General features: G+C 65.8%; 27 protein-coding genes. 15 read left to right on the top strand and 12 right to left on the bottom strand.

Translation table 11 applies throughout. The features are described from left to right. Window positions 1-96 precede the first annotated feature (96 nt). Window positions 97-1152: a zinc-dependent alcohol dehydrogenase family protein gene (locus tag CXY74_RS09530; RefSeq protein ID WP_104200220.1), complete on the bottom strand. Its 1056-nt coding sequence runs from the start codon at window positions 1150-1152 to the stop codon at window positions 97-99. Window positions 1153-1407: 255 nt separating this feature from the next. Here CXY74_RS09530 and CXY74_RS09525 point away from each other — a divergent pair, with 255 nt between their 5' ends. Both CXY74_RS09525 and CXY74_RS09520 read left to right on the top strand, forming a co-directional pair. Beyond that, window positions 1408-2262 (top strand): universal stress protein, encoded by an 855-nt coding sequence (locus CXY74_RS09525; protein WP_104200219.1) that lies wholly within the window; start codon window positions 1408-1410, stop codon window positions 2260-2262. A 62-nt stretch (window positions 2263-2324) separates the two neighbouring features. Then, on the top strand, window positions 2325-4085 hold the full coding sequence (locus tag CXY74_RS09520) for a GAF domain-containing sensor histidine kinase (protein ID WP_104200218.1): 1761 nt from the start codon (window positions 2325-2327) through the stop codon (window positions 4083-4085). Here CXY74_RS09520 and CXY74_RS09515 read toward each other — a convergent pair. Together CXY74_RS09515 and CXY74_RS09510 are read right to left on the bottom strand one after the other, a co-directional pair. Beyond that, window positions 3985-4671 (bottom strand): response regulator transcription factor, encoded by a 687-nt coding sequence (locus CXY74_RS09515; protein WP_104200217.1) that lies wholly within the window; start codon window positions 4669-4671, stop codon window positions 3985-3987. The genes CXY74_RS09520 and CXY74_RS09515 overlap by 101 nt on opposite strands. A gap of 93 nt (window positions 4672-4764) precedes the next feature. Continuing rightward, window positions 4765-5073 (bottom strand): metal-sensitive transcriptional regulator, encoded by a 309-nt coding sequence (locus tag CXY74_RS09510; protein ID WP_104127771.1) that lies wholly within the window; start codon window positions 5071-5073, stop codon window positions 4765-4767. 134 nt (window positions 5074-5207) lie between these two features. On the opposite strand from CXY74_RS09510, the gene CXY74_RS09505 reads away from it, so the two are divergent. The 5 genes from CXY74_RS09505 to CXY74_RS09485 all read left to right on the top strand — a co-directional run bounded on the left by CXY74_RS09505 (window position 5208) and on the right by CXY74_RS09485 (window position 10085). Next, window positions 5208-5432 (top strand): heavy-metal-associated domain-containing protein, encoded by a 225-nt coding sequence (locus tag CXY74_RS09505; RefSeq protein ID WP_104196779.1) that lies wholly within the window; start codon window positions 5208-5210, stop codon window positions 5430-5432. Further along, window positions 5432-7660 (top strand): cation-translocating P-type ATPase, encoded by a 2229-nt coding sequence (locus CXY74_RS09500; protein ID WP_104200216.1) that lies wholly within the window; start codon window positions 5432-5434, stop codon window positions 7658-7660. The genes CXY74_RS09505 and CXY74_RS09500 overlap by 1 nt, the downstream gene beginning before the upstream one ends. Before the next feature lie 181 nt (window positions 7661-7841). Continuing rightward, window positions 7842-9509: an FAD-dependent oxidoreductase gene (locus tag CXY74_RS09495; protein WP_104200215.1), complete on the top strand. Its 1668-nt coding sequence runs from the start codon at window positions 7842-7844 to the stop codon at window positions 9507-9509. After that, window positions 9506-9808, top strand: a complete 303-nt coding sequence (locus CXY74_RS09490) for a rhodanese-like domain-containing protein (RefSeq protein WP_104200214.1) — start codon at window positions 9506-9508, stop codon at window positions 9806-9808. Before CXY74_RS09495 ends, CXY74_RS09490 begins: the two co-directional genes overlap by 4 nt. Window position 9809: 1 nt before the next feature. Then, on the top strand, window positions 9810-10085 hold the full coding sequence (locus tag CXY74_RS09485) for a metal-sensitive transcriptional regulator (protein WP_104200213.1): 276 nt from the start codon (window positions 9810-9812) through the stop codon (window positions 10083-10085). A gap of 151 nt (window positions 10086-10236) precedes the next feature. Here the strand turns inward: CXY74_RS09485 and CXY74_RS09480 are convergent, their stop codons facing one another. Genes CXY74_RS09480 through arsB form a run of 3 tightly spaced genes read right to left on the bottom strand, consistent with a single transcriptional unit; the run spans window position 10237 to window position 12372 of the window. Next, the gene (locus CXY74_RS09480; RefSeq protein WP_104200212.1) at window positions 10237-10875 is read right to left on the bottom strand and encodes an arsenate reductase ArsC; all 639 of its coding nucleotides are present in this window, start codon (window positions 10873-10875) and stop codon (window positions 10237-10239) included. Window positions 10876-10877: 2 nt separating this feature from the next. Further along, a complete protein-coding gene (locus CXY74_RS09475; protein ID WP_104127764.1) occupies window positions 10878-11282 on the bottom strand; it encodes an arsenate reductase ArsC in 405 nt (134 codons plus the stop codon). A gap of 25 nt (window positions 11283-11307) precedes the next feature. After that, window positions 11308-12372, bottom strand: a complete 1065-nt coding sequence (gene arsB / locus CXY74_RS09470) for an ACR3 family arsenite efflux transporter (RefSeq protein WP_104200211.1) — start codon at window positions 12370-12372, stop codon at window positions 11308-11310. A gap of 146 nt (window positions 12373-12518) precedes the next feature. Between arsB and CXY74_RS09465 the strand changes: the two genes are divergently transcribed. From CXY74_RS09465 to crcB, 3 genes are all read left to right on the top strand, one after another. Next, a complete protein-coding gene (locus CXY74_RS09465) occupies window positions 12519-12878 on the top strand; it encodes a helix-turn-helix transcriptional regulator (protein WP_233193315.1) in 360 nt (119 codons plus the stop codon). Window positions 12879-13187: 309 nt separating this feature from the next. After that, on the top strand, window positions 13188-13640 hold the full coding sequence (locus CXY74_RS09460) for a CrcB family protein (RefSeq protein ID WP_104200210.1): 453 nt from the start codon (window positions 13188-13190) through the stop codon (window positions 13638-13640). Further along, the gene (gene crcB, locus CXY74_RS09455) at window positions 13637-14017 is read left to right on the top strand and encodes a fluoride efflux transporter CrcB (protein WP_104200209.1); all 381 of its coding nucleotides are present in this window, start codon (window positions 13637-13639) and stop codon (window positions 14015-14017) included. Before CXY74_RS09460 ends, crcB begins: the two co-directional genes overlap by 4 nt. A gap of 61 nt (window positions 14018-14078) precedes the next feature. Here the strand turns inward: crcB and CXY74_RS09450 are convergent, their stop codons facing one another. The 3 genes from CXY74_RS09450 to xylA form a co-directional block, all read right to left on the bottom strand. Continuing rightward, complete coding sequence (locus CXY74_RS09450) at window positions 14079-14420, bottom strand: CHY zinc finger protein (protein ID WP_104200208.1); 342 nt, start codon at window positions 14418-14420, stop codon at window positions 14079-14081. Between the two features lie 62 nt (window positions 14421-14482). Continuing rightward, window positions 14483-15364 (bottom strand): thioredoxin domain-containing protein, encoded by an 882-nt coding sequence (locus CXY74_RS09445; RefSeq protein ID WP_158252338.1) that lies wholly within the window; start codon window positions 15362-15364, stop codon window positions 14483-14485. Between the two features lie 527 nt (window positions 15365-15891). After that, the gene (gene xylA / locus CXY74_RS09435) at window positions 15892-17097 is read right to left on the bottom strand and encodes a xylose isomerase (RefSeq protein ID WP_104200205.1); all 1206 of its coding nucleotides are present in this window, start codon (window positions 17095-17097) and stop codon (window positions 15892-15894) included. Between the two features lie 205 nt (window positions 17098-17302). On the opposite strand from xylA, the gene CXY74_RS09430 reads away from it, so the two are divergent. After that, the gene (locus tag CXY74_RS09430; RefSeq protein WP_104200204.1) at window positions 17303-18565 is read left to right on the top strand and encodes an FAD-binding protein; all 1263 of its coding nucleotides are present in this window, start codon (window positions 17303-17305) and stop codon (window positions 18563-18565) included. A 98-nt stretch (window positions 18566-18663) separates the two neighbouring features. Here CXY74_RS09430 and CXY74_RS09425 read toward each other — a convergent pair whose 3' ends face one another. Together CXY74_RS09425 and CXY74_RS09420 are read right to left on the bottom strand one after the other, a co-directional pair. After that, window positions 18664-19509: an NAD(P)-dependent oxidoreductase gene (locus tag CXY74_RS09425; protein ID WP_104200203.1), complete on the bottom strand. Its 846-nt coding sequence runs from the start codon at window positions 19507-19509 to the stop codon at window positions 18664-18666. A gap of 37 nt (window positions 19510-19546) precedes the next feature. Next, window positions 19547-20551 carry an aldo/keto reductase family protein gene (locus CXY74_RS09420; protein WP_104200202.1) on the bottom strand — a complete coding sequence of 335 codons (1005 nt, stop codon included), beginning with the start codon at window positions 20549-20551 and terminating at the stop codon, window positions 19547-19549. Window positions 20552-20696: 145 nt separating this feature from the next. Between CXY74_RS09420 and CXY74_RS09415 the strand changes: the two genes are divergently transcribed. The 4 genes from CXY74_RS09415 to CXY74_RS09400 all read left to right on the top strand — a co-directional run bounded on the left by CXY74_RS09415 (window position 20697) and on the right by CXY74_RS09400 (window position 25523). Further along, window positions 20697-21926, top strand: a complete 1230-nt coding sequence (locus tag CXY74_RS09415) for an ROK family transcriptional regulator (protein ID WP_104200338.1) — start codon at window positions 20697-20699, stop codon at window positions 21924-21926. Between the two features lie 62 nt (window positions 21927-21988). Then, entirely contained in the window at window positions 21989-23266 is a 1278-nt protein-coding gene (locus tag CXY74_RS09410) for a multidrug effflux MFS transporter (RefSeq protein ID WP_233193314.1), read from the top strand. Window positions 23267-23418: 152 nt separating this feature from the next. Continuing rightward, a complete protein-coding gene (locus CXY74_RS09405) occupies window positions 23419-24129 on the top strand; it encodes a phosphatase PAP2 family protein (RefSeq protein ID WP_233193313.1) in 711 nt (236 codons plus the stop codon). Further along, on the top strand, window positions 24126-25523 hold the full coding sequence (locus CXY74_RS09400) for an FAD-binding oxidoreductase (protein WP_104200201.1): 1398 nt from the start codon (window positions 24126-24128) through the stop codon (window positions 25521-25523). Before CXY74_RS09405 ends, CXY74_RS09400 begins: the two co-directional genes overlap by 4 nt. Here CXY74_RS09400 and CXY74_RS09395 read toward each other — a convergent pair. Further along, window positions 25476-26126 carry a hypothetical protein gene (locus CXY74_RS09395; protein WP_104200200.1) on the bottom strand — a complete coding sequence of 217 codons (651 nt, stop codon included), beginning with the start codon at window positions 26124-26126 and terminating at the stop codon, window positions 25476-25478. The two genes, CXY74_RS09400 and CXY74_RS09395, sit on opposite strands and share 48 nt — an antisense overlap. Window positions 26127-26182 lie beyond the last annotated feature (56 nt).

Raw genomic sequence — 26182 nt, 5'->3', positions numbered from 1 at the left:
GGCCCCCGCCTCGAGGCGGGGGCCGCCGGACATCGATTCGCAGACGAGCAGAGTGCGCAGGAAAACCGCGCAGGCAAACCACCCGTCAAAACCTTGTCAGCGGGAGATGACGACCTTGAGTGCCTTCGTTTCGGCGGCGCGGCTGAAGGTGTCGTAGGCCTCGAGGAACTGGTCGAAGTTGAAGTGGTGCGTGGCGAGTTTCTCAGCCGACAGCTTCTTGCTTGCGACGAGCTTGAGCAACATTTTGGTGGTGTTGGCGTTGACCAGCCCCATGCTGATGTTGATGTTTTGAATCCAGAGGGTTTCGAGGTGGAGGTCGACCGGTTGGCCGTGCACGCCGACGTTGGCGATGTTGCCGCCCGGTCGCACGATCTCGGTGGCCATGGTGAAGGTCGCCGGAATGCCGACGGCCTCGATCGCGACGTCGACGCCGGCGCCGTCGGTCAGTGCGAGCACCTGATCTTTCCAATCGGCGGCGCCGGAGATGACGGTGTCGGTCGCGCCGAATTCGCGGGCGCGCTCGAGACGGTTCTCGTCCAGGTCGATCGCGATGATGCTCGCTGCGCCGTAGAGGCCGGCGGTGGCAATGGCGGCCAGGCCGACCGGGCCGGCGCCGATGACGGCGACGACATCGCCGGGCTTGACCCGGCCGTACTGCACGCCGATTTCAAAACCGGTCGGCAGAATGTCGCTGAGCATGACGCCCTGGTCGTCGCTGACGCCCTCCGGCAGCTTGTGCAGGGAGTTGTCGGCGTAGGGCACGCGCACGAACTCGGCCTGGGTACCGTCGATCAGGTGGCCGAAGACCCAGCCGATGCCCGAGGCGCCCTCGTCGCCGAGGCAGTGGGAGTAGAGGCCGTTGCTGCAATTACTGCAGTGTCCGCAGCTCTTGATGCAGGAGATGATGACGCGGTCACCGACTTTCAGGTTACTGACCGCTGAACCGACCTCGGTGATGGTGCCGACGCCCTCATGGCCGAGGATGCGCCCGACGGTGACAGCGGGAACGTCACCCTTGAGAATGTGCAGGTCGGTGCCGCAGATCGTGGTCGTGTCCACGCGCACGATGGCATCGGTCGGGCTGTGCAGCGTGGGGTCGGGAACGTCGGTCCAGCTTTTTTGGCCGGGGCCACCATAAACGAGTGCCTTCACGAGTTTCTCCTCGATTCTAAGAATGTGGGCGGGCAAAAAACCCCTTGGAGTCACGGTACGACTGAACGGTCACCGGCGACTAGGGCCGAAAGTCCCGGCCGGGCGGGCCACAGAATGGGCACCCAATCGGGACTTCCGGCCCTATGTGTTGGTACGGGCGGCTGACAGAATGAAGGCGAGGCGATGGGGCATCAGCTCCTCCTTCGTGGCGGGGACTCCACTGCTGCGACCTGCGATCAAGAACGAGGTAGAGCAATGAACCGGATGATTGTGGTCGGCATCGATGATTCGGCTGCCGGCGAGACCGCCCTCGCGTGGGCTATGGCCCGAGCCGCCAACGTCAAAAGTCCGGTGACGCTCATGCACACCGTGTACGAAACCTGGCTGGCCGACGGTTACGGCTACTACGACAGCATTCTCGACGCCGAGAAGAAACTGCTCGCCGAGGCCGCTGCCCGCGCCGAGACCCTCGCGCCCGCGGTCACCACCCACACCGAGCTGCGCACGGGCAGTGCGCCGCGCGTTCTCAGTGAGTTGTCGAAAGACGCCGCCCTCATCGTCGTCGGCACCGATCAAAAGGGCCGAGTCGAAGGCGAATTGTTCGGCAGTGTGAGCCTGCAGATCGCGGCACTGTCAACCTGTCCGGTCGCCGTCATCCCTTCGCTACCCGAAACCGAGCGCTCCGGCGTCTACGTCGGCGTCGACGGCTCCGCTGATTCGATCGTCGCCGTGGCGTTCGCCGCCGCCGAGGCCGATCGTACCGGTCAGGAACTATATGCCCTCTACGCGGTGCACCTGCCGAATCGCCGCGTGCTGCGCAGCATCCCCGCCGACGCTGTGACCGAGCGCATGGAAGAGGAACGTGTGGTGCTCGCCGAGTCCGTGGCGGGTCTGACAACTCACTACCCCGACTTGGTGGTGCACCAGGTTCTCGAGACCGACGAATCGCCGGCCAGGGCGCTCGTTGCGGCCGCCCGCACGGCCCAGTTGCTCGTCGTGGGCAGCCGGGGCCGGGGCTCGCTGCAGCGCTTGCTGATGGGGTCGGTCAGCCACGAGGTGCTGCTGCACATCACCTGCCCGACAATTGTCACCAGAACCACCCATAAATAGCTTCACCGCCCTGAAGTCGTGCCACAGTTAGACCACCAAGCGGCACAAGGGCGGGGGCGACTATGACGGATCAGACCGCCGCCGAACTCGCCCTCACCCAGGACCGCATGCGCGGTCTGCTCGACGCGGTCGTTTCGGTGGCCGAAGACCTGAGTCTGGAGGCCGTGCTGGAACGCGTCACCACCGCGGCCTGCGAGCTCGTGCAGGCGCGGTACGGTGCCCTGGGCGTGATCGGCACGGGTCAGGCCCTGAGTCACTTCATCACCGTCGGCTTCGATGAGGAGACCGTTCGACAGATCGGGGCGCTTCCCGTCGGGCACGGCGTGCTCGGGTTGCTCATTCGGGAACCGCACCCCCTTCGTCTGCATGACCTGCATGAGCACCCGGATTCTTTCGGTTTTCCCGCCCATCACCCGCCGATGAAGTCGTTCCTCGGCGTTCCGGTGCGGGTGCGCGACACCGTCTTCGGCAACCTGTATCTCACCGAGAAGGAAGGCGGTGGCGACTTCACCGACGAAGACCAGACCCTGGCCGTCGCGCTCGCCGCGGCCGCCGGTGTCACGATCGAGAACGCGCGTCTCTACGATGAGTCCCGCGCCCGCTCACGTTGGCTCGAGGCGGTCGCTGCGATGGGCCGCGACCTGCTGCGACCCGTTGACGGCGAAGACAACGGCCTCGACCTTGTCGTTCAACGGGCACTCGCGGCGTCCGGCGCCGACCTGGCCGTGATCGGGTTTCCTACCGAGGACAGCCTGTACTGCGCAGCCGCAGCTGGCACAGCGCAAACCGGTGATACCGCGTCAGCACTGGTCGGTACGACCGTGCTGCTGCAGGCCGGCGTGCTGCGCGAACTGCAGGCCACCGGCCGGTCTGCCACGCTCGTCACGCCGCCCCTGCAGAATGCGGATGCCGCGCCCGGCTCGGTTGCCGCGTGGTCGCACCTGGGGTCAACGCTCATGGCCGCCCTGGGGCCAGCCGGGGAAGGGCAGGGCGTGATTCTGCTGTCGCGGGCACCGGCATCCGCTGCATACAGTCTTACCGATGTCGAGATGAGCGCGGTCTTTGGCACCCAGCTGTCGCTCGCCCTCGAACTGGCCGCGGTGCATCGCATGCGTGAAGAGCAGGCCGTGCTGGGTGACCGTGACCGTATTGCCCGCGACCTGCACGACCTGGTCATTCAGCGGCTTTTCGCCGCCGGACTGAGCATGCAGAGTCTGCGGCGGTTCACCAATGATCCGATCGCGCTGGACCGCATCAACGCGGTTACGACGGAGCTCGATGACACCATTCGGGAGCTGCGCGACACGATCTATTCGCTGCGCGGAATGGCGCAGGACACCGACACGCTGAGCAGTCGCATTCTGGCCGTGATCACAGAGGGGGCGGCGAGCCTGCCATTCGCGCCGCGCATCCGCTTATCGGGGCCGATCGATGCGCCGGTGTCCGATGACCTCAGCAGCAGCCTGCTCGCCGTGATCTCGGAGGGGCTCAGCAACGCGGCGCGGCATTCCCAGGCGAGCACGATCGACATTTCGGTTGACGCTCAGGGCGATCGTTTCAAGTTGGTCATCGCCGATAACGGTTGTGGTTTCAGTAAACTCACCCGCCGCAGCGGCCTCGACAACCTCAAGGAGCGCGCGACGCTTCTCGGCGGAAAGTTCTCCGTGCGCAGCGTTTTGGGCGAGGGAACGCGGCTGCGTTGGTCGGCACCGGTTCCGGAAGTTACCGTTGGTGTTCGTCTCCACGTTTCGCAACGTACACGGCAGCCTGGGTTCGGCGCTGAAAATCCAGTTTCGCCAGCATCGAAGACACGTAGTTCTTGACGGTTTTTTCGGCCAGAAACATGGTGTGACCGATCTCGCGGTTGGTCAAGCCCTCGCCGATCAGGTCGAGCACCTTGCGCTCCTGCGCGGTGAGCGACGCAAGGCGGGCGTCTTGTGGATCGGCCAGCCCGGCGATGATGCCCGCCTTGACCGCGGGATCGAACAGGGATTCACCGTCGGCAGCGCGGCGGATCTTGTCGAGCAGGTCGGTGCTGCGAATCTCTTTCAGTACGTAGCCGGCCGCGCCTGCCAGCACAGCACCACGCAACGCCTGCTCGTCGTCGTAGCTCGTGAGAATGAGGCACTGCAATGCCGGATCGACCGAACGCACGTCGCGACAGACCTCGATACCGGTGCCGTCGGGCAGGCGGGCGTCGAGAATGGCCACGTCGGGGCGCAGCTTCGGGATCAGGACGGTGGCTTCCGCCGCCAGGCCGGTGTCGGCGACGACGTCGAAACCCTCACCCTCGAGCAGTTCACGTAGGCCGCGACGCACCAGTTCGTGGTCGTCGAGGATGAAAACGCGGATGGGAACGGCGGGCGCTGTCCCGGCCGTCGTCTGGGGCGAGCTGGGCGGCAGGTTCATAATGGTCCTTCCCGAATGGGCACGCTGGCTCCATGCGTATCTTCAGTGTCGCGCGCCGCTCGGCCCGGCGACTAGGGCCAAAGGTCCGGTCCTCTAAGAACGCACCAACCGCGCGATGGCCGCCGAGGCCTCCTGCAGCTTGGCCTCCGCTTCGGCGCCGCCGGCCATGGCCGCGTGCAGTACGCAGTGGGTGAGGTGATCATCGAGCAGGCCCAGAGCGACTGATTCGAGGGCGCTCGTCATGGCGGAAATCTGGGTGAGAATGTCGATGCAGTATTTGTCGTCGGTAACCATGCCCTGCAAGCCGCGAGCCTGGCCCTCGATGCGGCGCAGGCGCTTCAGGTAGGCGTCCTTGTTCGAGATGTAGCCGTGCGGACCGTCGTGGGTCTCGGAATCGCTCATGACCGTATCCTCTGCGTTGCTCGTGAACCCCAGCCTCGATTGTACCCCCTCGGGGTATAGTTGGAGTAACGGTACCCCCAAGGGGTATGCTCGAATGAATACCCATTCGAGGTACAAGACAGTGAGGAATCACCATGAGCATCACGACCGCGTACGGCGTTGACGGAATGACCTGCGGCCACTGCGTCGCGAGCGTGACCGAGGAGATCGGGCTTGTCGCGGGCGCCGAAAACGTCACCGTAGAACTCGTCAAGGGCGGCACTTCACAGGTCACCGTTACGAGCACATCGGAACTCGACCGAACCCTGGTCGCCGCGGCCGTTGAGGAGGCGGGCTACCAGCTGGTAGCCGCTGCCTGATGGCCGCTGGCCAACAGGTTGACCTGCTCGTCGGGGGCATGACCTGCACCTCGTGCGCTGCCCGCATTGAGAAGAAGCTCAACCGCATGCCCGGAGTCGCCGCCACGGTGAACTACGCCACGGAGAAAGCGAGCGTTTTCGTGCCCGCTGGTACGAGCGTCGACGATGCCATCAAGACCATTGAAGCCACCGGCTACACGGCCGCGTTGCCGGCCGTTGTCATCGAAAAAGATGCCGCCTCCCTCGAGGTCGCGTCCCTGCGCCAGCGTCTGCTGATCTCAGCCGCACTGACCCTGCCGGTAATCATCCTGTCGATGATTCCCGCGCTGCAATTCACGAACTGGCAGTGGCTCGCCCTGACCCTGGCGGCCCCCGTCGCTACCTGGGGTGCCTGGCCGTTCCACCGCGCCGCCTGGGTGAACGCCCGCCACGGCGCCGCAACCATGGACACCCTGGTCAGCGTCGGCGTGCTCGCTGCCCTCGGTTGGTCGCTCTACGCCCTGTTTTTCGGCCTGGCCGGGATGGCGGGAATGACCATGAGCTTCACGTTCTCGGCCACCCCGGGTAGTGGCGCCGACGAGATCTATCTCGAGGTGGCATCCGCTGTCACCGTGTTTATCCTGGCCGGTCGCTACGCGGAGGCACGGGCCAAGCGCAACTCCGGCGCGGCCCTGCGGGCGTTGCTGGAGCTCGGCGCAAAGGAGACCACCCTGCTGCGGGACGGCGTCGAGAGCCGCATCAGTACCGCCCTACTCGTGGTGGGCGACCAGTTTGTCGTGCGGCCGGGCGAGAAGATCGCGACCGACGGGGTGATCGTCGACGGCTCGAGCGCTATCGATGCGAGCCTGCTCACCGGCGAATCGGTGCCGCTCGAGGTGGGGCCCGGCGACAGTGTTGTGGGTGCCACGCTGAACTCCGGCGGAAGGCTCGTGGTGCGGGCGACGCAGGTCGGCGCCAATACCGAGCTGGCCCAGATCGGCCGACTGGTCGAGCAGGCGCAAACCGGCAAGGCCGAGGTGCAACGCCTGGCCGACCGGGTTTCCGGCATCTTCGTGCCGATCGTGATCGGGCTCGCCCTGGCCACGCTGGCCGGCTGGCTGCTGGTCGGCGCCGGACCGGCGATGGCATTCACCGCGGCCGTGGCGACGCTCATCATCGCCTGCCCGTGCGCGCTCGGGCTCGCCACGCCGACCGCTCTGCTGGTGGGCACCGGGCGCGGCGCGCAGCTGGGCATTCTGATCAAGGGACCGCAGGTTCTCGAGTCCACACGCCGTGTCGACACGATCGTTCTCGACAAGACCGGAACGATCACCACCGGGCGCATGACGCTGGCGACCGTGAACGCGTACGACTGTGATTCTGAAGACGAGTTGCTGCGACTGGCGGGGGCTGCGGAAAGCGGGTCGGAGCATCCGATTGCGCGGGCTATCACGGCGGGCGCGCTGTCGCGGCTCGGGTCATTGCCAGCCTCGTCGGCGTTTGCGTCGGAACAAGGGCTCGGGGTGCAGGCCACGGTTGACGGCCGGCAGATTCTGGTCGGGCGTCCGGTGTGGCTGCTGAACCGGTGGGGGTTGAACGTGCCAAGCGAGATGCAGGCCGTGATGGGTACGGCCGAGGGGGACGGCAAGACGGCCGTCCTGGTGGCCTGGGAGGGCCGGGTGCGCGGCGTGCTCACCGTCTCCGACACTGTGAAGCCCACGAGCGTCGCTGCCGTCGCGCGCTTTCGCGCCCTCGGGCTGACGCCCCTGCTCGTGACCGGTGACAATCTCGCGGTCGCGCAGAGTGTCGCGGCTGAGGTTGGCATCACCGACGTGACCGCCGGGGTGCTGCCCGCCGACAAGGCGCGGGTAATTCGTGAGTTGCAGGCGAAGGGGCATGTGGTCGCCATGGTGGGGGATGGGGTGAACGATGCCGTCGCCCTGGCTACAGCGGACCTCGGCATTGCGATGGGGTCTGGCACCGACGTTGCCATTGAGGCGAGCGACCTCACACTCATGCGCAGCGATCTGCTGGCCGCAGCCGACGCCATCCGCTTGTCTCGGCGTACCCTCGCGACGATCAAAGCCAACCTGTTCTGGGCCTTCGCCTATAACGTTGCGGCGATTCCGCTCGCGATGGCCGGTTTGCTCAATCCCCTGATCGCCGGCGCTGCGATGGCCCTGTCGTCGGTCTTCGTGGTGACCAACAGCCTGCGCCTGCGCGGGTTTCGGGCGCTGCCGACCGCCTGAACCGTGCGCGTGCAGTGTGTGGGTTTTTTGGGACGGGGCCCGGGCCCGGAACGTGGGCCCAGTTTATAGACCGGGCCCACGTTCATAAGGTGGGCCCGGCGCGAGCGGATACCGCGCGAGACGCTACTCCGCCACCTTGTGCGTGAATACCCTATGGGGTATATTTGCACTGGAGGCACACGTGAAAATAATCATTGTAGGCGGAGTTGCGGGCGGAATGTCGGCAGCTACCAGGTTGCGCCGGCTCGACGAGAGCGCCGAGATCATCGTATTCGAGCGTGGACACTACGTATCGTTCGCGAACTGTGGCCTGCCGTATTTCGTGGGGGGAGTCATTCGTAATCGCGATGAACTGCTGCTGCAGACCCCGGAATCCCTCGAGGCCCGCTTCGCGCTCGACGTGCGTATCGATACCGAGGTCGTGCAGATCGACCGAGCAGCCCAGACCGTCTCTGTGCGCAACCTGGTCACCGGTGAACACAGCGTTGAGCGCTACGACCGGCTCGTGCTCGCCGCCGGTGCCTCGGCCCGCTCGGCCGCGATTGACGACACGGCCATCCCCACCCACACCCTCCGCACCGTCGACGACGTCGACCACATCACCGCGGTGCTCGCCGAAACGAGCGGGGCATGTGCTGTGGTGGTCGGCGGCGGATTCATTGGTCTCGAAGCCGTTGAAAACCTCGTGCACCGTGGCGTGCACGTGACCCTTGTGCAGCGCGGGCCGCAGATCTTCACCCCGCTCGACCCTGAAATGGTCGCGCCCGTGCGTGATCGCCTGCGTGAACGAGGCGTCGACGTGCGACTGAACACGACCGTGACCGGTTCCACCGCGCCAGGCACTGTCGCCCTGAGCGACGGCACGACCGTGCCCGCCGACCTCGTGATCGACGCGAGCGGCGTGCGCCCCGACGTGACCCTTGCCGAGCAGGCGGGCCTTAGAATCGGCCAGAGCGGCGGTGTCTGGGTCGACGGCACCCAGGCCACCAGCGACCCGCACATCTTCGCCGTCGGCGACGGTGTCGAGAAAGCGGATGCCGTCAACGGCTCCGGTACGCTCGTCACCATGGCCGGACTCGCGAACCGTCACGGCCGTTCCGTCGCCGACAGCATCGCCGGCACCGCCGAGCAGGCAGCCCCGGCCGTCGGCGCCGGAATCCTCGGGATTTTCGGCCTCACCGTAGCCCTGGTCGGCTGGAGTGAGAAGCGCCTAGTCGAGGCGGGACGCGCCCACCGTATCGTGCACACCCATCCGGCCAACCACGCCGGTTACTACCCCGGGGCCGAGGGCATGTCGATCAAACTTCTGATCGACGCCGAGTCCGATGTAATTCTGGGAGCGCAGATCGTGGGCGGCGCGGGGGTGGACAAGCGCATCGACGTGATTGCGGTCGCGATGGCGGCCGGGCTGAGCGCATCCGCTTTGACCCGACTGGAACTCGCCTACGCGCCGCAGTATGCCTCGGCGAAAGACCCGATCAACCAGCTCGGCTATGTCGCCGACAACCTCGCGCGGGGCACGAGCGTGAATCTCCAGTGGCACGAACTGGCGGCGGCGCGCGCGGCGGGCGCCGTGCTCGTTGACGTTCGCTCCGCCGGCGAATTTGCCGCGGGTAGCATTCCGGGCGCGATCAACCTGTCGCTCGACGACCTGCGCGAGCGACTCGTCGAGCTACCACGGGCGCCGCTGATCGTGCACTGTCAGGTCGGCCAGCGCGGCCACACCGCTGCGCGCATTCTCACCCAGCACGGATTCGACGTGCAGAACCTTGACGGCGGCTACCGCACGTGGCTTGCCGGAACGTCTAATCTTATTGTTTCCCCCACTGTTGAAAGGGTCCCCGTATGAAAGAGATCACCGTCACCGAACTCTCGGTGCTCGACGCGCCAGTCGTCATCGACGTGCGCGAACCGGGGGAGTACGAAGCCGCCCACGTACCCGGCGTGATGCACATTCCGATGGGTGAGATCGTCGAGCGCATGGGTGAGATTCCCGCGGATGTTCCGGTGCACGTCATCTGCGCCGTCGGCGGTCGCAGCGCGCAGGTAGCCGAGTACCTCTCGGGCCACGGTCACGACGCTGTAAACATTGCCGGGGGCACGAAGGCCTGGCAGCAGGCGGGGCTTCCAACCGAGCAGGGGGCCTGAGATGACGATCGCACACGATGCTCGGGCCACCGAGCAGAAAAAGATCCTGAACCGACTTCGCCGGGCGCAGGGGCAGCTGACCGCCGTCATTGCCGCGGTCGAGGGCGGTGGCAATTGCCGCGACGTCGTCACCCAGCTCGCTGCCGTGTCCAGTGCGCTCGACAAAGCCGGTTTCGTCATCGTGTCGACCGCGATGCGTGACTGCATCGCGAACCCCGACGACGAGAACTCGCTCACGGTAGCCGAGCTCGAGAAGTTGTTCCTGACGCTCGCGTAGAGAGCGGGGTGCGGGGTGCGGGGTGCGGGGTGTCCCCTAGCCGGGCCCACCTTGTAGCCCCGGGCCCAGTTTATAAACTGGGCCTGGGGACGGGGCCCAGGCCCCGTCCCCAGAAGTGACCCGCGCTCCCCGGGGCTGGAACAGGCGGGACTCAGACCGCGGGAGACACTCCGAGGCCGGCAAGCATCTCGATGACATTGGCCTTGACCTGGTCGCGGATGCGCCGCACCTCGTCGATCGGCTGGCCCGCCGGGTCGACGAGGTCCCAGTCCACGTAGCGTTTGCCGGGATAGATCGGGCAGGCGTCGCCGCAGCCCATGGTGATCACGACGTCGGCCGCCTGCACGACGTCGTCGGTGAGGGGCTTCGGGAACGACTCGTCGAGCGACAGGCCGAGCTCGGTCATGACCGCGACCATCGTGGGGTCCAGCTCCGACGACGGCATCGATCCCGCCGAGCGCACGTGCACGGCCCCACCGGACAGCACGTTGGTGAACACCGCAGCCATTTGCGACCGGCCCGCATTCTGCTCGCAGACGAACAGCACCTCGGGCACCGCACGCTCGATAGCGCCCTTGGCCTGGGCAAGCGCGGTGAGGCGCTCAAGCGAAAACCGCGCCGTGCGGGTGGTGAGGTGTGCCTTCACGCTCGAGGTGCGCAGCAGCCCGGTGTAGGACTCGAGTACGTACCGTTCGACGGTTTCGGTAGCGAAAACGCCGTGAAAGCGCTCGGCCAGGTCGCCGGCGAGTCGTTTGAGGGACTCTTCGGGGTAGCTGAGGCCGGGAAGCATGGTTAGGCCTTGACCGGCAGAATCTCGGCGAGGAGCGCCTCGACGCGAGCCTTGATCTCATCGCGAATGGGGCGTACGCTCTCGATGCCCTGGCCGGCCGGGTCGTCCAGCAGCCAGTCCTCGTAGCGCTTGCCGGGAAAGATCGGGCAGGCGTCGCCGCAGCCCATCGTGATGACCACGTCGGACTGCCTGACAGCCTCGGTCGTGAGAATTTTCGGCACGTTACCCGCGATATCGATGCCCTCTTCGGCCATCGCGGCGATCGCTACCGGGTTGATCTGATCCTTCGGTTCGGAGCCAGCCGAAAACACGTCGACTCGTCCCTGCGCCAGCGCGGTCAGATAACCGGCGGCCATCTGCGAGCGGCCGGCGTTGTGCACGCAGACGAACAGTACGGAGGGTTTCATAGAACGCTTCTTCCTTGGGAGTGGTCTAAACGAGAGAGGATGCCGCGGGCGTCGTCGGCGCGTCGGCCGCGGGCATCCGCTCGGGAAACAGGCGAGGCTTGAGCCAGAGCGCGACGTAGACGAGGGCGATGAGGGCTGGGACCTCGATGAGCGGACCGACGATGCCGGCGAGGGCCTGGCCGCTGAGGGCGCCGAAGGTTCCGATCGCAACGGCGATGGCGAGCTCGAAGTTGTTACCGGCGGCCGTGAAGGCGAGGGTCGTGGTGCGCTCGTACGTCATGCGCAGCAGGCGACCGGTGAAAAACCCGACCAAAAACATCACGGCGAAGTAGACCAGCATCGGCAGGGCGATGCGTGCCACGTCACCCGGGTGGTCGATGACCTGCTGGCCCTGCAGGGCGAAGAGCATCACGATCGTGAACAACAGGCCCCAGAGGGCGAACGGGCCGACCCGGGGCAGGAATGTGGCCTCGTACCAGTCGCGGCCACGCCGAGCCTCACCGATGCGACGGGACAGGTAGCCGGCCAGCAGTGGGATGCCCAGGAACACCAGCACGCTCGCGGTGATGGCCCAGATCGAGAACTCGGCGCTCGTGGTCGGCAGGCCGAGCCAGCCCGGCAGTATTTGCAGGTAGAACCAGCCGAGGGCGCCGAACGCGACGACCTGGAAGACCGAGTTCACGGCGACGAGGAAGGCTGCGGCTTCGCGGTCGCCGCAGGCGAGGTCGTTCCAGATCAGCACCATGGCGATGCAGCGGGCGAGGCCGACGATGATGAGCCCGGTGCGGTATTCCGGCAGGTCGGGCAGAAAAATCCAGGCCAGGGCGAACATGAGGGCTGGGCCGACCAGCCAGTTCAGCAGCAGGGAGGAGACCAGCAGGCGTTTGTCGGCGGCGACGGCACGGGCATCCGTGTAGCGCACCTTGGCGAGCACCGGGTACATCATGATGAGCAGTCCGATGGCGATCGGCACGCTGATCGACCCGATGGTGAAGGCGTGGAGCACGTCACCGACGGCCGGAACGAACACGGCGAGAAGCAGGCCGAGGCCCATGGCTGCGAGGATCCAGACCGGCAGTAGTCGGTCCATCGCGCCGAGCCGGGTGGGTGCTAGTGCTGTGTTGCTCACGAATCTCCAAGTATTGACGACAGCGATTCGCGCTAACATTGATCGTTGTCGATCCTTACGCTAGAGCAATATATCGACCAATGTCAATCTAAGGAGAGTGTGTTCACGTGACGTTTACCCAGATCCTGCAACTGACTGACATTTCGCGAGCGGATGCCTGCTCAACTCCGCTGGCGCGCGCGGCCACCTCCCCTGAGCACGCCGACGCCCTCGCCCACTCGCTCAAAGCCCTCGCCGATCCGGCCCGGCTGCGCATCATCTCGATCGTCTCAGCCCATGCCAACCAGGAAGCCTGCGTCTGCGACCTGACCGACCAGCTCACCCTGAGCCAGCCAACCATCTCGCACCACCTCAAGGTGCTCGTGGAGGCGGGGTTTCTCAGCCGCGCCAAACGTGGAACCTGGTCGTACTACAGCCTGGTGCCCGGCTCGCTGGGCGCTGTCGCCCGGGTGCTCTCCGCTATCTGACCCGCGGCTATCTGACCCGCGGCTATCTGACCTGCAGCTATCTGACCTGCAGCTATCTGACCTGCAGCTATCTGAACCGGGGCCTCCGTTGGACCGAAGCGTGGCCGCGCTGCCGTGCCGCGCTGCCGTGCCGCGCTGCCGTGCCGCGCTGCCGTGAAAGCGTGCCGAAAAGGGCATGTATTCTGGCCACGGCGCCCGATCTCGTCGGAGCATCCGCTCGACTGAGCCGTGGCCAGTGGTTCTCGCTGATTGTGACGGAACCAGCAACGATGAGACAGGTGAACCATCGACACGATCACGCCGGGCGCCGTGCACCGGCGTTGGGGTGACCTCGGCCTCATCTTTCTCGGTGGAACCGTGGGCACCGCCCTCCGCGAGGCACTCACACTCGCGTTGCCCCCGGTTGATCTCGCCGCCGGGGCTCGCCTGCCGCTGACCACCCTCGGCATCAACCTGATCGGTGCTCTACTGCTCGGGCTGCTTCTCGAGGCCCTCGTGCGTCGCGGAACCGATGCTGGCCGCCGCCGCACCGTGCGCCTGCTGCTCGGCACCGGACTGCTCGGCGGATTCACGACCTACAGCGCCCTCGCAACCGACAGCGTTTTTTTGTTGCAGGGTGGTGCGAGCGGAGTGGCCATTGCCTATGGTCTTGGTTCGGTTCTGTTCGGTGGCGTCGCCACCTGGCTCGGCATCCTGACCGGTGCGGCGCTGCACCGACGCACGCACGACGGCCCCGCAGTCGCTGGGGAGCAGACCGCATGACCCCTCTCCTGTTCCTGGCAATCGCCGCGGCCGGCGGCGCGGGCGCGGCCGCACGGTTTTTTCTCGACGGCCTCGTGCGATCCCGGCTGGGTGACGCGTTCCCGTTCGGAACGATGATCATCAACGTGAGCGGTTCGCTGCTGCTCGGGCTCGTTGCCGGCCTGGCAATGAACCACCTGCTCGCTCCGGAATGGAGCCTCGTGCTCGGTGCCGGTCTGCTGGGCGGTTACACGACGTTCAGCACGGCCAGCTTCGAAACCGTGCGGCTGATGCAGGCGCGCTGCTACCGGGCGGCGTTACTGCATGGAATCGGCATGCTCGGGGTGTCCGTGGCCGCTGCCGCGCTCGGCCTCTGGCTCGGGCTCGCGCCGGGCTAGCGCGGGGCTAGCACGGCGGGTCCCACGCTTAGGGCCCGGAGCGTGGAGCGACGGTGAGTGCTCATTGGGGCTCGTCGAAGTACAGGTGGGCGTGCAGTCGGCAGCCGGGATTGAACTCGGCACTGCAGTGCGGGCAGCGATCGACTCGGTGATACTCGAAGATGCTGAGCTGGCGCTGGCATGCACCGCACAAGATTGCGAGCTCTGACCACTGGGCTTGCGGCCACCGTCGGCTCGCGTGTGGGGTGGGTTCGCGCCGCACGGCCTCGTCGTGGCACTGAAAGCACGGGTAATACCGTCGGCAGCAGGCAAATTTGATCGCCACGATGTCGCGCTCCGAGTGAAAGTGGATGCACCGGGTCGCCGCATCGAGAACCGCCCCGTACACGGTCGGCGCGCCCATTTCCGGCGCGCCCACTTCCGGTGGGGCCGTTTCGTCAGAATTGCTCATAGCAACGCGCACGGCTACTTGCCGGGCTCAGCGGTCAGCTGTGCGGTGACGAATGCCTCGAAGGCGGCGGGGTCGGAAAACGAGCCGGTATAGCTCACACCGTTCACCAGCACTGTGGGTGTTCCTTTGATATTTTCAATGTCGGAGTTGGGGATCGGCCCCGCGAGCGCACGCTGCGTCGATGCATCCACCCAGCCGGCATAAGTTTGGTCGGTGATGCAGCTGGCGACACCGCTGGACGTCACCCCGGCTCCCTGGGCGAGGCTGGCAAGTTCGTCATTCGTGCGGCCGCTGGAATTCTCGGAGGGTTGATCGGCGAACATTGCCGTATTGAACGCCAGAAAGTTGTCGGGGTCGTAGTTGGCCACGCAGGCGGCCGCATTCGCGGCTCGCGTGGCGTACTTGGTGCCCGACGAGAGGCGGTCGAGAATCGAGATCGGGTGGATCTCGACCGTGGCATTGCCGGCGGTCACCCAGTCGGTGATCTGCTGGCCGTTGGTGGCCTCGAAGTTGCCACAGATCGGGCACAGGTAGTCGAGATACAGCACAATATTGGCCGTGTCGGTCAGGGCGGTCTGGTCGGTCGCGATGGGATCGGCGTCGGCGGCGAGGGCGACCGTCGTGGCGGCGGAGACCGTGGTGCCGTCGCTGCCGAGCAGGACGCCATCGCTGGCCATGTTGGCCGGGCCCGATGCTGCAGGGGCATTCACGTTGTTCACGATGACGAGGGTCACGATGGTGACGACGGCGAGCAGGCCGATACCGATGCCGCCGCGGAGGACGAGGCGACGGCGCTGAGTCCGTTTGGCTTGTTCGACCCGCATCAGTCGAGCGTGTTCGCGGGCTTCCTCGCGGCGGTCTTTCTTGGGCGGACGGGCCTGACCGGAAGTGCTCATGCGGGAGTTCACCATTCGTTCGATGCAGTGCCGCCGGAGCAGCCGTTGCCTACGACGTTAGCGGCCCCGCCTAACGGTCCGGTTCAGACTGGCTGAAAGCGGGCTGGGAGCTGCGCTCTGCCCGTTCTGATGCGGGCAGACTTCAGCAGCACCTGCAGATCACCCAGTGCAGCGCCGGGCCCAATGCCGCCATCCTGGATGCGAGCATGCTGGCCATCCACCACGCGCTCTCGCCCGAGCGCATCGAGGCCATGGTCGTGTCGCTCGCCCTCTGACGCCAGCGTCCTGACCTGTCCCGTGCAGGGGTCACGAGGCATAACTCCTGCAATCTGAGCGGCCGCCGACGGACATCCGCGTATTCGCGCGGGTGCCTGGGCGGTCTGTCGCCAATTTGCAGGAGTTATGCGCCGTGCAGGTGGCTGATTCAGGAAAGGGGGGTTGCCAGTGCCGCCCAGCCCCGATTTGTCGGGGCTGGGCGGGGCGAACGCGTGCGGATCTCCTGAATGAGCTACTTGGGTGCGGTGGGGCTAGCGCGCGCCGAGCAGGTGTTCGAGGGCGAGCTGCTGCAGATGCACGAAGCCGAAGCCCTTGCCACCGAAGTACGCGTCGGTGTCGAAGTCTTCGTAGGCACTGCGGTCGGCGAACAGGTCGTCGTAGCTTTCGCCGGATGCGAGGGTGTTGTTCGACAAGTCAGGCACCTTCGACGCGGCGAGGGCCGCCTGCACCTCGGGGTCGGCGCGGAACGCCGCCGCGCGCTGCTTGAGCAGCAGGTAGGTGCGCATGTTGGCCGCGGCCGAGGTCCACACGCCGGCGACGTCTTCGGTGCGGCTCGGCTTGTAGTCGAAGTGGCGCGGCCCGGTATAGGCCTGGCCGCCGCTCGGGCCACCGTTTTCGAGCAGGTCGACGAGCGCGAAGGCGTTCTGCAGGTCACCGTGGCCGAAGACGAGGTCCTGGTCATACTTGATGCCGCGCTGACCGTTGAGGTCGATGTGGAACAGCTTGCCCTGGTACAGCGCCTGGGCGATGCCGGCGGCGAAATTGAGCCCGGCCATCTGCTCGTGCCCGACCTCGGGGTTCACGCCGACCATTTCGGGACGCTCGAGGGTCTCAATGAACGCCATCGCGTGGCCGACCGTCGGCAGCAGAATATCGCCACGCGGTTCGTTGGGCTTGGGCTCAATGGCGAAACGGATGTCGTAGCCCTTGTCGGTGACGTAGTCACCGAGCAGGTTCACGGCCTCGCGGTAGCGCTCGAGTGCCGAACGGATGTCCTTGGCCGCGTCATACTCGGCGCCCTCGCGGCCGCCCCACATGACGAAGGTCTTGGCGCCGAGCTCGGCAGCGAGGTCGATGTTGCGCAGCACCTTGCGGAGGGCGAACCGGCGCACCGCGCGGTCGTTCGAGGTGAAGCCGCCGTCCTTGAAGACCGGTGCGCTGAACAGGTTGGTGGTGACCATCGGCACGATCAGGCCGGTATCGGCGAGCGCCTGCTTCAGGCGGTCGATCTGGGACTGGCGGGCGGCATCCGTCGAGCCGAAGTCGAACAGGTCATCGTCGTGAAAGGTCAGGCCATAGGTGCCGAGCTCGGCCAGGTTGGTCACGGCATCGACGACGTCGAGCTTGGGACGCGTCGGGCCACCGAACGGGTCGCTGCCGTTATAGCCGACGGTCCAGAGGCCGAAGGAGAACTTGTCGTCGCGGGTGGGGGTCAGGCTCACGTCACTCAGGGTCATATCACTACTTCCGATTCAGCTGCGTCGATGATTTGTTGATCACTAAAACATATACCGGGGATGGATGCAGTCGTCAATAGCCGGCCTGTTGAATTCGCCGCAGCCACGCAGCCACGCAGCTGCAGAATCCGAGTGCAATGGTGCCAAGGCGACCTGACTCGGCTGGTATGTTGTCCTAAACACCAAATATCGTGAGGCGGTCCGGATGAACCAGACGAGCGAACGCAATTGGGCCGGCAACTACCGCTATGCGGCGCCCGTCGCGCACCCGAAGAGCATCGACGAGGTGCCGCAACTCGTTGCCGCGGCCACCCGGGTGCGCGCCCTCGGTTCCCGCCACTCCTTCAATGAGATCGCGGATTCCCCCGGCATGCTGGTCGCGCTCGACCGCGTCGACGATGCCATTGTTATCGACCCGACCGCACTGAGCGTCGAGGTTTCCGGCGGCACAACCTATGGCACGCTCGCCGTCGAGTTGCAGCGGCAGGGCTACGCCGTGCACAACCTTGCTTCGTTGCCGCACATCAGCGTGGCCGGTGCTATCGCTACCGGCACGCACGGCTCGGGCGACCGCAACGGCAGCCTCGCGACCGCGGTGTCGGCCCTGGAGATCGTCACGGGCTCCGGGGAGCTGCTGCGGGTTGATCGGTCGACTCCCGATTTCGCCGGCATGGTGGTGGCGCTCGGCGCGCTCGGCATCGTCACCCGGGTCACGCTCGATATTCAGCCGACGTTTGAGGTGCAACAGTTCGTCTACGAGAACCTGCCGTGGAGCGAAGTGCTGCAGCATTTCGATGCCGTGATGGGCAGCGCCTACAGCGTGAGCCTGTTCACCAACTGGCTCGGCGAAAACGTGGATCAGGCCTGGGTGAAAAGCCGGGGTGGCGACTTTACGGGCGCGGGCGAGTTTTTCGGGGGGACGGCGGCGACCGCGGGGCGGCATCCGCTACCCGGTATTTCAGCAATCAACTGTACGGAGCAGCTCGGCGTCGCCGGACCGTGGTCGGAGCGACTGGCGCACTTTCGCCTGGCCTTCACCCCGAGCAACGGCGAGGAGTTGCAGAGCGAGTACCACGTGCCGCGCGAGCATGCCGTCGCGGCAATCGAGGCGATGCGCACTCTCTCCGCCCGGATCGCGCCGCTGCTGCTGGTCAGCGAGGTTCGCAGCATCGCGGCCGACGACCTCTGGCTCAGCCCGAACTTCGAACGGGCCGGCGTGGCACTGCACTTCACCTGGAAGCCCGAGCAGGCCGCCGTTGAGGCGCTGCTGCCGGTACTGGAGGGCGTTCTTGCGCCGTTCGCAGTGCGCCCGCACTGGGGCAAACTCTTTCACGCGGATGCCGAGATGCTCGCAACCCGCTACCGACGCTTCAACGACTTCCGTGCTCTCGCCGACCGACTCGACCCGGCACAGAAATTTCGCAACGCGTTTCTGGAGCGAACGGTGTTCGGGGGCGCACGGGTCTGACGCAGTTCACGCGGGCCGCGACATCCGTCGTCGCAGCAGCGAGCGGATGCCGGCGGTCCGGAGCGAAACTGCCCAAGTTGACTACCAGGTGCGGCGAACTACACGTGGTCGCGCCAGCTGTGCTCGGGGGCGAAACCGAGCATCCGCTTCGCCTTGTCGATCGACAGCAGGGTCTCGTGTTCGCCCACCGTCTTCGTCACGGTGACGTTCGGGAAGACCTCCGCGGCCAAGCTCGCGCTCGACCGGCTCATCACCGTGTCGGCGGCGGCGATGATGAACGTCTCGAAACCCGGCTGGGCCTGTTCGAGCGCGCGCAGTACGGCCTGGGCGCCGTCGCGACCGTCGATGTAGCCCCACAGGTTCCACTTGCGCAGGGTGGCGTCATCGTTGAATGCGGGGAAGGCCGCGTAGTCGTCTTCGTCCATCACGTTGGAGAAGCGCAGCGCCGTGATGCTCAGCCGCGGATCCCAGCGCACGAGCTGGATGGCCATCTGTTCCTCGAGGTGCTTGACCAGGGAATACGTGCTCTCCGGGCGGGCCGGGTGCTCCTCGTCAACAGGAATGTAGGGCGGGTCGATATCGAATGGCAGACCGAGGGTCGTCTCACTCGAGGCATAGACGATGCGCTTGATGCCCGCCCGGCGGGCAGCCTGGAAGACGTTGAAGGTTGCGAGCATGTTGTTGTGGAACGTGGCCACGTCGGGCAACAAGCCGGGGGCCGGGATTGCGCCCAGATGCACGAGCGCGTCAAACCCGTCTGTGCGGTCGTCGATGCCGAACATCACGTCGATGACCTGGCCATAATCGGTCAGGTCGATCTGGGTGAATCCGGAACCGCGAAGTCCCGACTGGTCGAGATTGGTGACCTCGTGCCCCTCGCTCGCCAGGCGCGCAACCACGCTACGGCCGAGCTTGCCACTACCACCGGTGACGGCAATTCTCATGAATACTCCCTATTTCTCACAAGCGGATGCGGCTGGCTCACACCTCGCGCTGCTCCGGCGAGGTGGTCTTGCGCGGGTCGAACTCGGCCAGGTCGCGAACGGCCGCATCGATCCTTGTGAGCACGTCAGCGTCGAGGTGCACACCGGCGGCCTTCGCGTTGTCGGCGACCTGCTCGGGGCGGGACGCGCCCATGATGGCGGAGGCAACGTTCTTATTCGCCAGCACCCAGGCGAGCGCGAGTTGCGCCATGCTCAGTCCGAGTTCGTCGGCGATCGGGCGCAATTTCTGCACGCCGGTGAGCACCGGCTCATCCATCCAACGCTTGATCATGTTGGCGCCGCCCTGGGCATCCGTTGCCCGGCTGCCTTCCAAGGGCGCCTGGCCCGGCAGGTATTTGCCGGTGAGCACGCCCTGAGCCACAGGGGACCAGACGATCTGCGAGACGCCGAGTTCTTCGGAGGCCGGAACCACTTCGGATTCAATCACGCGCCACAGCATCGAGTACTGCGGCTGGTTGGAGATGAGCTGAATGCCGAGGTCAGTGGCGAGGGCGTGGCCGGCGCGCAACTGCTCGGCGTTCCACTCGCTCACTCCGATGTACAGGGCTTTGCCCTGGCGCACAACGTCGGCGAAGGCCTGCATCGTCTCCTCGAGCGGGGTTTCCACGTCGTACCGGTGCGCCTGATAGAGGTCGACGTACTCCGTTTGCAGCCGCGTGAGCGAGCCATCGATCGACTCGAGGATGTGCTTACGAGAGAGGCCGGTGTCGTTGTGTCCCTTGGGACCGGTCGGGCCGAAGACCTTGGTGAAGATTTCGAGAGACTGGCGGCGTTCACCGCGCAGGGCATCGCCCAATACCTGTTCAGCTACGGTGTTCGCGTAGACATCTGCGGTGTCGAACGAGCTGATTCCGGCATCCAGGGCCGCGCGCACGCAGGCCGTCGCCGTGTCATTCTCGATCTGGGACCCGTGGGTGAGCCAGTTGCCGTAGGTAATCTCCGAAACTTTTAATCCGCTGTTGCCGAGATATCGAAACTCCATGACGCCCCTGTCTGGCGCCTCGTATCTGTCAGCGCCGTCGATGATTTGTTGACATTGGCAACGTATCATCCATCGAGCTCATCCGGCGCAGTAACCTAACTTCTGACCGAAAAAAGCGAGCGGGAAGCCGAGAGCAGTGGACGCCATGCAGGGTAATAACCATGACGATGTGCGCAGGCACAACCTGTCGATCATCCTGCGCCTGGTGCACCGCGGTGGCGCGGCGTCGCGGGCCCAGCTGACCCGCCTGACCGGCTTGAACCGGTCGACTATCGGCGCGCTGGTCGCAGAGTTGGTCGAACGCGGCCTGGTCGAGGAACGCACTCCCGACCCCACCAAACTTGCCGGGCGCCCAAGCCCGATCGTGGCGGCGAGCGACCGCGTTGTGGCCATTGCGGTGAATCCTGAAATCGACGCGATCACCGTGGGAGTCGTCGCCCTCAGCGGAGTCGTGCACCGGAGCATCCGCTTCGCCACTCCAACCACGCCGACGGTCGCCGAGGCGGTCGCTATCACGGCGAGTATTGTCACCGACCTGCGGCGCGACCTCGGAAAATATTCCATTATCGGAATGGGTGTGGCCGTGCCGGGCCTGGTGCGTGCACACGACGGTCTGGTTCGCAACGCTCCACATCTCGGCTGGGTCGACGAACCACTCTGCGACCTGCTCGCCGAGGTCACCGGTCTGCCCGTCGTGGCCGCCAACGACGCGAGCCTCGGCGTCACGGCGGAACGCTATTTCGGCGCGGGGCAAGGAATGACCGATCTCATCTACCTCAACGGCGGCTCGAGCGGCATCGGTGGCGGCCTCGTCGTCGGGGGAGTCGCGGCCGGCGGACGGGCGGGCTACGCGGGGGAATTCGGGCACACCAAGGTAAGCGCGGGCTGCCGCACCGACTCGGCTGGCATTGCCGGCACTCTCGAAGCCGAGGTCACCCGCGGCGCGCTCCTTGACGTGCTCGGCCTGCCTGCCGGGCAAACGGATGCCGACGACCTCGAACGCGCGCTGCTCGCCTCTACCGCGCCCGCGGTACGCGCCGAAGTGAACCGGCAGGTCGATTTCTTGGCCGTGGCGTTGGCCGGCGCCGTCAACATTCTCAACCCAGAACTCATCGTGCTGGGCGGCTTCCTCGCCGCGCTCTATGTGGTCGACCCCGGGCGCCTGACGCGCGCGGTGGCCGCACTGACGCTGGGGACTGCGTTCGACGAGGTGCAGATCGCCCCCGCGCTTCTCGGCTCGAATCTGCTCCTGATCGGTGCCGCCGAGCTGGCCTTCGAAACGCTGCTTCTCGATCCACAGTCCGAAAGTGGGAATAGTGCGGGTCTATCTCCGCTTAGCGTAAGGGCGGCCGGAAGTGCCACCGCGGCCGTGTAGCCCGAAATCGCGCCGCCCGCCGCCATCCAGCCTCTCTAGACCAGCCAAGGACATCCGTTTTCGTGATTACTGCCAGCATCCCCGTGATTAGCGCCGCGCAACTTGCCTCCACCGCCGCGCATCCCGGGGACAAACTGACTCGGCGCCAGCGCATCGTCTACATACTCATTCTCGGGGCACTCACGGCGCTCGGCCCGTTTACCATCGACCTGTATCTGCCAGCTTTTCCGACCCTTGAAAACGAATTCGGCGTGCTGCCGTCGGTCATTCAGCTCACCCTGACCGGCACCATGATCGGTTTCGGTTTCGGACAGCTGGTCGTAGGCCCGTGGAGCGATAAGGTCGGGCGGCGACTCCCGCTCATGCTCGCTACCGGTGTGCACATTCTCGCCTGCGTCGGCGCCGCCCTGTCGAACGACATCATCGTGCTCGCCATCTTCCGCGTGCTGCAGGGCTTCGGCGCTGCCGCCGGCGCCGTCGTTGCCATGGCCATGGTGCGGGACCTGTTCGGCGGCAAGCCGCTCGTCAAGATGCTCTCCCGCCTCGCGCTGGTCAGCGGCCTCGCACCCGTGCTGGCACCGGTGATCGGCTCGCAGCTGCTGCTCGTCATGAGCTGGCGGGGAATCTTCTGGGTACTCGCCGCCTACGGCGTCATCGTGATTCTGGCCGTCGCCTTCTGGATCGTTGAAACCCTGCCCGAAAGCGAACGCAACGCGAAAGGCCACAGCACCCTCGGTCAACGCTACAAAGCGGTACTGAGCGACCGCACCTTCGTGGGCGTCGCGATCATCGGGGCGATGACCTTCACCGGGTTGTTCTCCTACCTGTCGGCCTCACCGTTTCTGTTCCAGGACGTGTACGCGTTCAGTCCGCAAGAGTATGGTCTGCTGTTCGCCATCAACTCCCTCGGTGTGGTCACTGGGGTGCAGCTGAGCTCGCGCCTGATGCACCGGTCCAACATCGGGCCGCAGTGGATTCTTTCCGTCTCCACGGTTGTGCTGGTGATCACCGCTGGTGCGATCGTGCTGCTCGACCTCGGCGGCATTGGGCTGTGGGGTACCCTGATTCCGCTTTGGTTCTTCATCGCGGCCTGCGGCTTCACCCTGCCGAGTGTTCAGGTCATCGCGCTCAACGCCCACGGACACGAAGCCGGAACCGCCGCGTCGTTGCTCGGCGCCGCGAACTTCGGTGTGGCCGGACTGATCTCGCCGATTGTAGGACTGCTCGGAGTGGGCACGGCGATACCGATGGCATCCGTCATGGGCGTCACCGCCGTGATCTCAATTCTTGCGCTCTGGCTGATTGTGCGCCCGAGAAGCGTGCCAGCGCTCGACCGCTAGCCCGAGGCGCCCGCTCGGACCCCTTCGCGGTCTTCGCCGCTCGGGCCCATGATGTGACCGTCGGCCCAGTTTATAAACTGGGCCCACGGTCCGGGCCCGGGCCCCGACCAAAATGGGGGCGCGGTAACGGGCTGCTGACCTACGATGGCGGAATGACTAACCCGGAACGCGCTGCAGCCCCCGCAGCTCGCCGCATTTCCCGTCGCTGGCCCGTCGTCAGCGGGATTTCCGCTATGGTATTGGCCGCCCTGCTCGGTCTCGTCGTGGTCGTGCGGGCAAACGGCGCCGCCCTCGAGGTTGACACCGAGTGGATGAACGAGATCATCGAGCATCGCTCGCCGGTCTGGGAAGTTCCATCGCTGTTCATGAACGGGCTCGGCGGCGGCCTGTTCGGCGTCGTCGTCGTGCCGCTGGTCATCATCCTCGTGCTAATGCTGATCAAACGGCCGTGGGCGGCTGGGTACTACCTCGGGGCCACGGTGCTGAGCGCGGTCGGCGTGCAACTGCTCAAACAGGTCTTTGGGCGGGCCCGCCCTGAAGACATGCTGGTCACCTCCGATTTTGGGTCGTTTCCTTCCGGCCATGTCGCCAATGCGGCGACCATGGCGGTGTGCCTCGCCATCATCTTTCCGCGCCTCTGGGTGGTGCTCGCCGGCGCCGCGTACACGATCGTGATGCTGCTCAGCCGCACCTATCTGGGTGCGCACTGGCTCACCGACACCATCGGTGGCTTATTACTCGGCGCTGGTGTCGCTATCGTGCTGTGGGCTCCGGTCGCCGCCAAACTCGATGGCGAACGTGAACTCGCCGCCCGCCGCCGACTCGAACGGCAGCGGAAGCGGCAGAAAACCCTCACGGCATGACAAGCGGGCCACAGGAGCCCCGGCAGAACGGCAAGGTCTCGTTCTGGTGGGACCAGCTCGGTCAGCGCGCCCCGCGCGCAGCCCTGCCCGGGTCGACGCGAGCCGATGTCGTCATCGTCGGAGCCGGCTATACCGGGCTGTGGACGGCCTACTACCTCAAGAAGGCAGCGCCGCAGCTGCGGGTCGTCGTGTTGGAGGCGCGCTTCGCCGGATTCGGTGCTTCCGGCCGGAATGGTGGCTGGCTGACCAACTCGGTCACCGGCGGCCGTGAGCAGTACGTGACAAGCCACGGTCGCGCCGCCGCCGAACAGTTTCAGGCGGCCATGAACGACACGGTCGATGAGGTCATCCGGGTCGCCGCTGACGAGGGCATCGACGCTAAAATCGTCAAAGGCGGCGAGTTCACGGTGGCCTACGACCCGGCGCAACAACACCGGTTGGAGCAGGTCGCCCGCGCCGAGCAGGCCTGGGCGCACACCGACGTTGAATTGCTCTCAAAAACCGCGGCGCAGAACCGCATCAACGTGGCGGGCACCATCGGGGCAATATGGCATCCGCACTGCGCCCGCATCAACCCGGCCGCACTCGTAGCCGGCCTGGCCAGCACGGTCGAAGCGCTCGGCGTGGAGATCTACGAAAACACCCCGGTGAGCGAGATCGCGCCGCATCGAGCAGTGAGCGCAGCCGGTACCGTCGACGCTTCGTTTGTCATTCGCGCAACAGAGGGGTTCACACCCGGCCTCAAGGGGCTGCACCGAACCTGGCTCCCCATGAACTCGTCACTGATCGCGACCGAGCCGCTCTCGGCATCCGTGTGGCAGAGCATTGGCTGGTCGGGGCGAGAAACCCTGGGAGACATGGCGCATGCCTACATGTACGCGCAGCGTACGAGCGACGACCGCATCGCGATCGGCGGACGCGGCGTGCCGTACCGGTTCGGTTCTAAAACGGATGCCGACGGCCAGACGCCGCAGGCCACCACCGACGCGCTGCGCGAAATTCTGGTGCGATTCTTTCCGGCAACGGTCGGGGCACGCATCGACCATGCCTGGTCTGGCGTGCTCGGCGTGCCCCGAGACTGGGCCGCAACCGTGGGCCTCGACCCGCAGACCGGATTGGCCTGGGCCGGCGGCTACGTGGGCACCGGCGTCGCCACCACGAACCTGGCCGGGCGCACGCTGACCGATCTGATCCTCGGTCGCGACAGCGGTCTCCTCGACCTACCGTGGGTCAACCATCGGGTACGAGACTGGGAACCCGAGCCGTTGCGTTGGCTCGCCGTCACCGCGCTCTACCGTGCCTATTCACTGGCCGATCGAGCCGAGCTTGCCGGGCGTCGAACCACGTCACCGTTCGCGCGCATGGCCGACATCGTGTCGGGCCGGGGACACTAGACGGCCGAACGGATCGGGCACTCGCCGCGCAGACGTACGGGGGGATGAATTTCCCAGCCGAGCGGCGTGTCGAGTCCAGCGGTGCACCAGCCGTGGACGGAGTCGCCCCAGCTCGGACACGGTGAGCGGGTCGGGTGGTCGCACGACGCTCACTCCGAGTGCGTCGATGATGTTCTCCAGCCCGGATCGGGGCCACACCTGGCCCCGCAGGCGAAGCAGCACGTCACCGGCGGAGTCCAGCAGGTACAGGTGCGAGTGGGTCTCGACCATCTCGCTCTGATACAGCTCGACGAGCACGACGCTGGCGATTTCGGCCGTGCCAAACGTGGTCACCCGGCCCAGCAGGTTTCGGCTTTCCAAGCGGCCAGCCGCAACGGTCACGCACACTCTGCGGGCCCCGAATACAGCGATCACGCCGAGAAGGGTCAGGCCGAGCTGAACGGCGGCGACAAAGATCCAGGTATCGCGGGGGATTGTGAGCCAGTACAGCACGATCAGAACGGGGACCAGCAACGACAGTGCAGCGATAATCGACCGTTTGACCAGCTTGCGACGCGGCCACAAAACGTGCCCGACTGCCGGATTGAACCCCTCGCGCATCATGTGTTCCGTTTCACCCCTTTAAAGTGAGTATCCCGCACATCGACCCAGTATCTCTT

The sequence above is a fragment of the Cryobacterium sp. Y29 genome (genome assembly GCF_002929825.1).
GTDB lineage: Bacteria > Actinomycetota > Actinomycetes > Actinomycetales > Microbacteriaceae > Cryobacterium.
The sequence above is the reverse complement of the archived record's forward strand: the minus strand, read 5'-3'. Positions and strand labels throughout refer to the sequence as shown.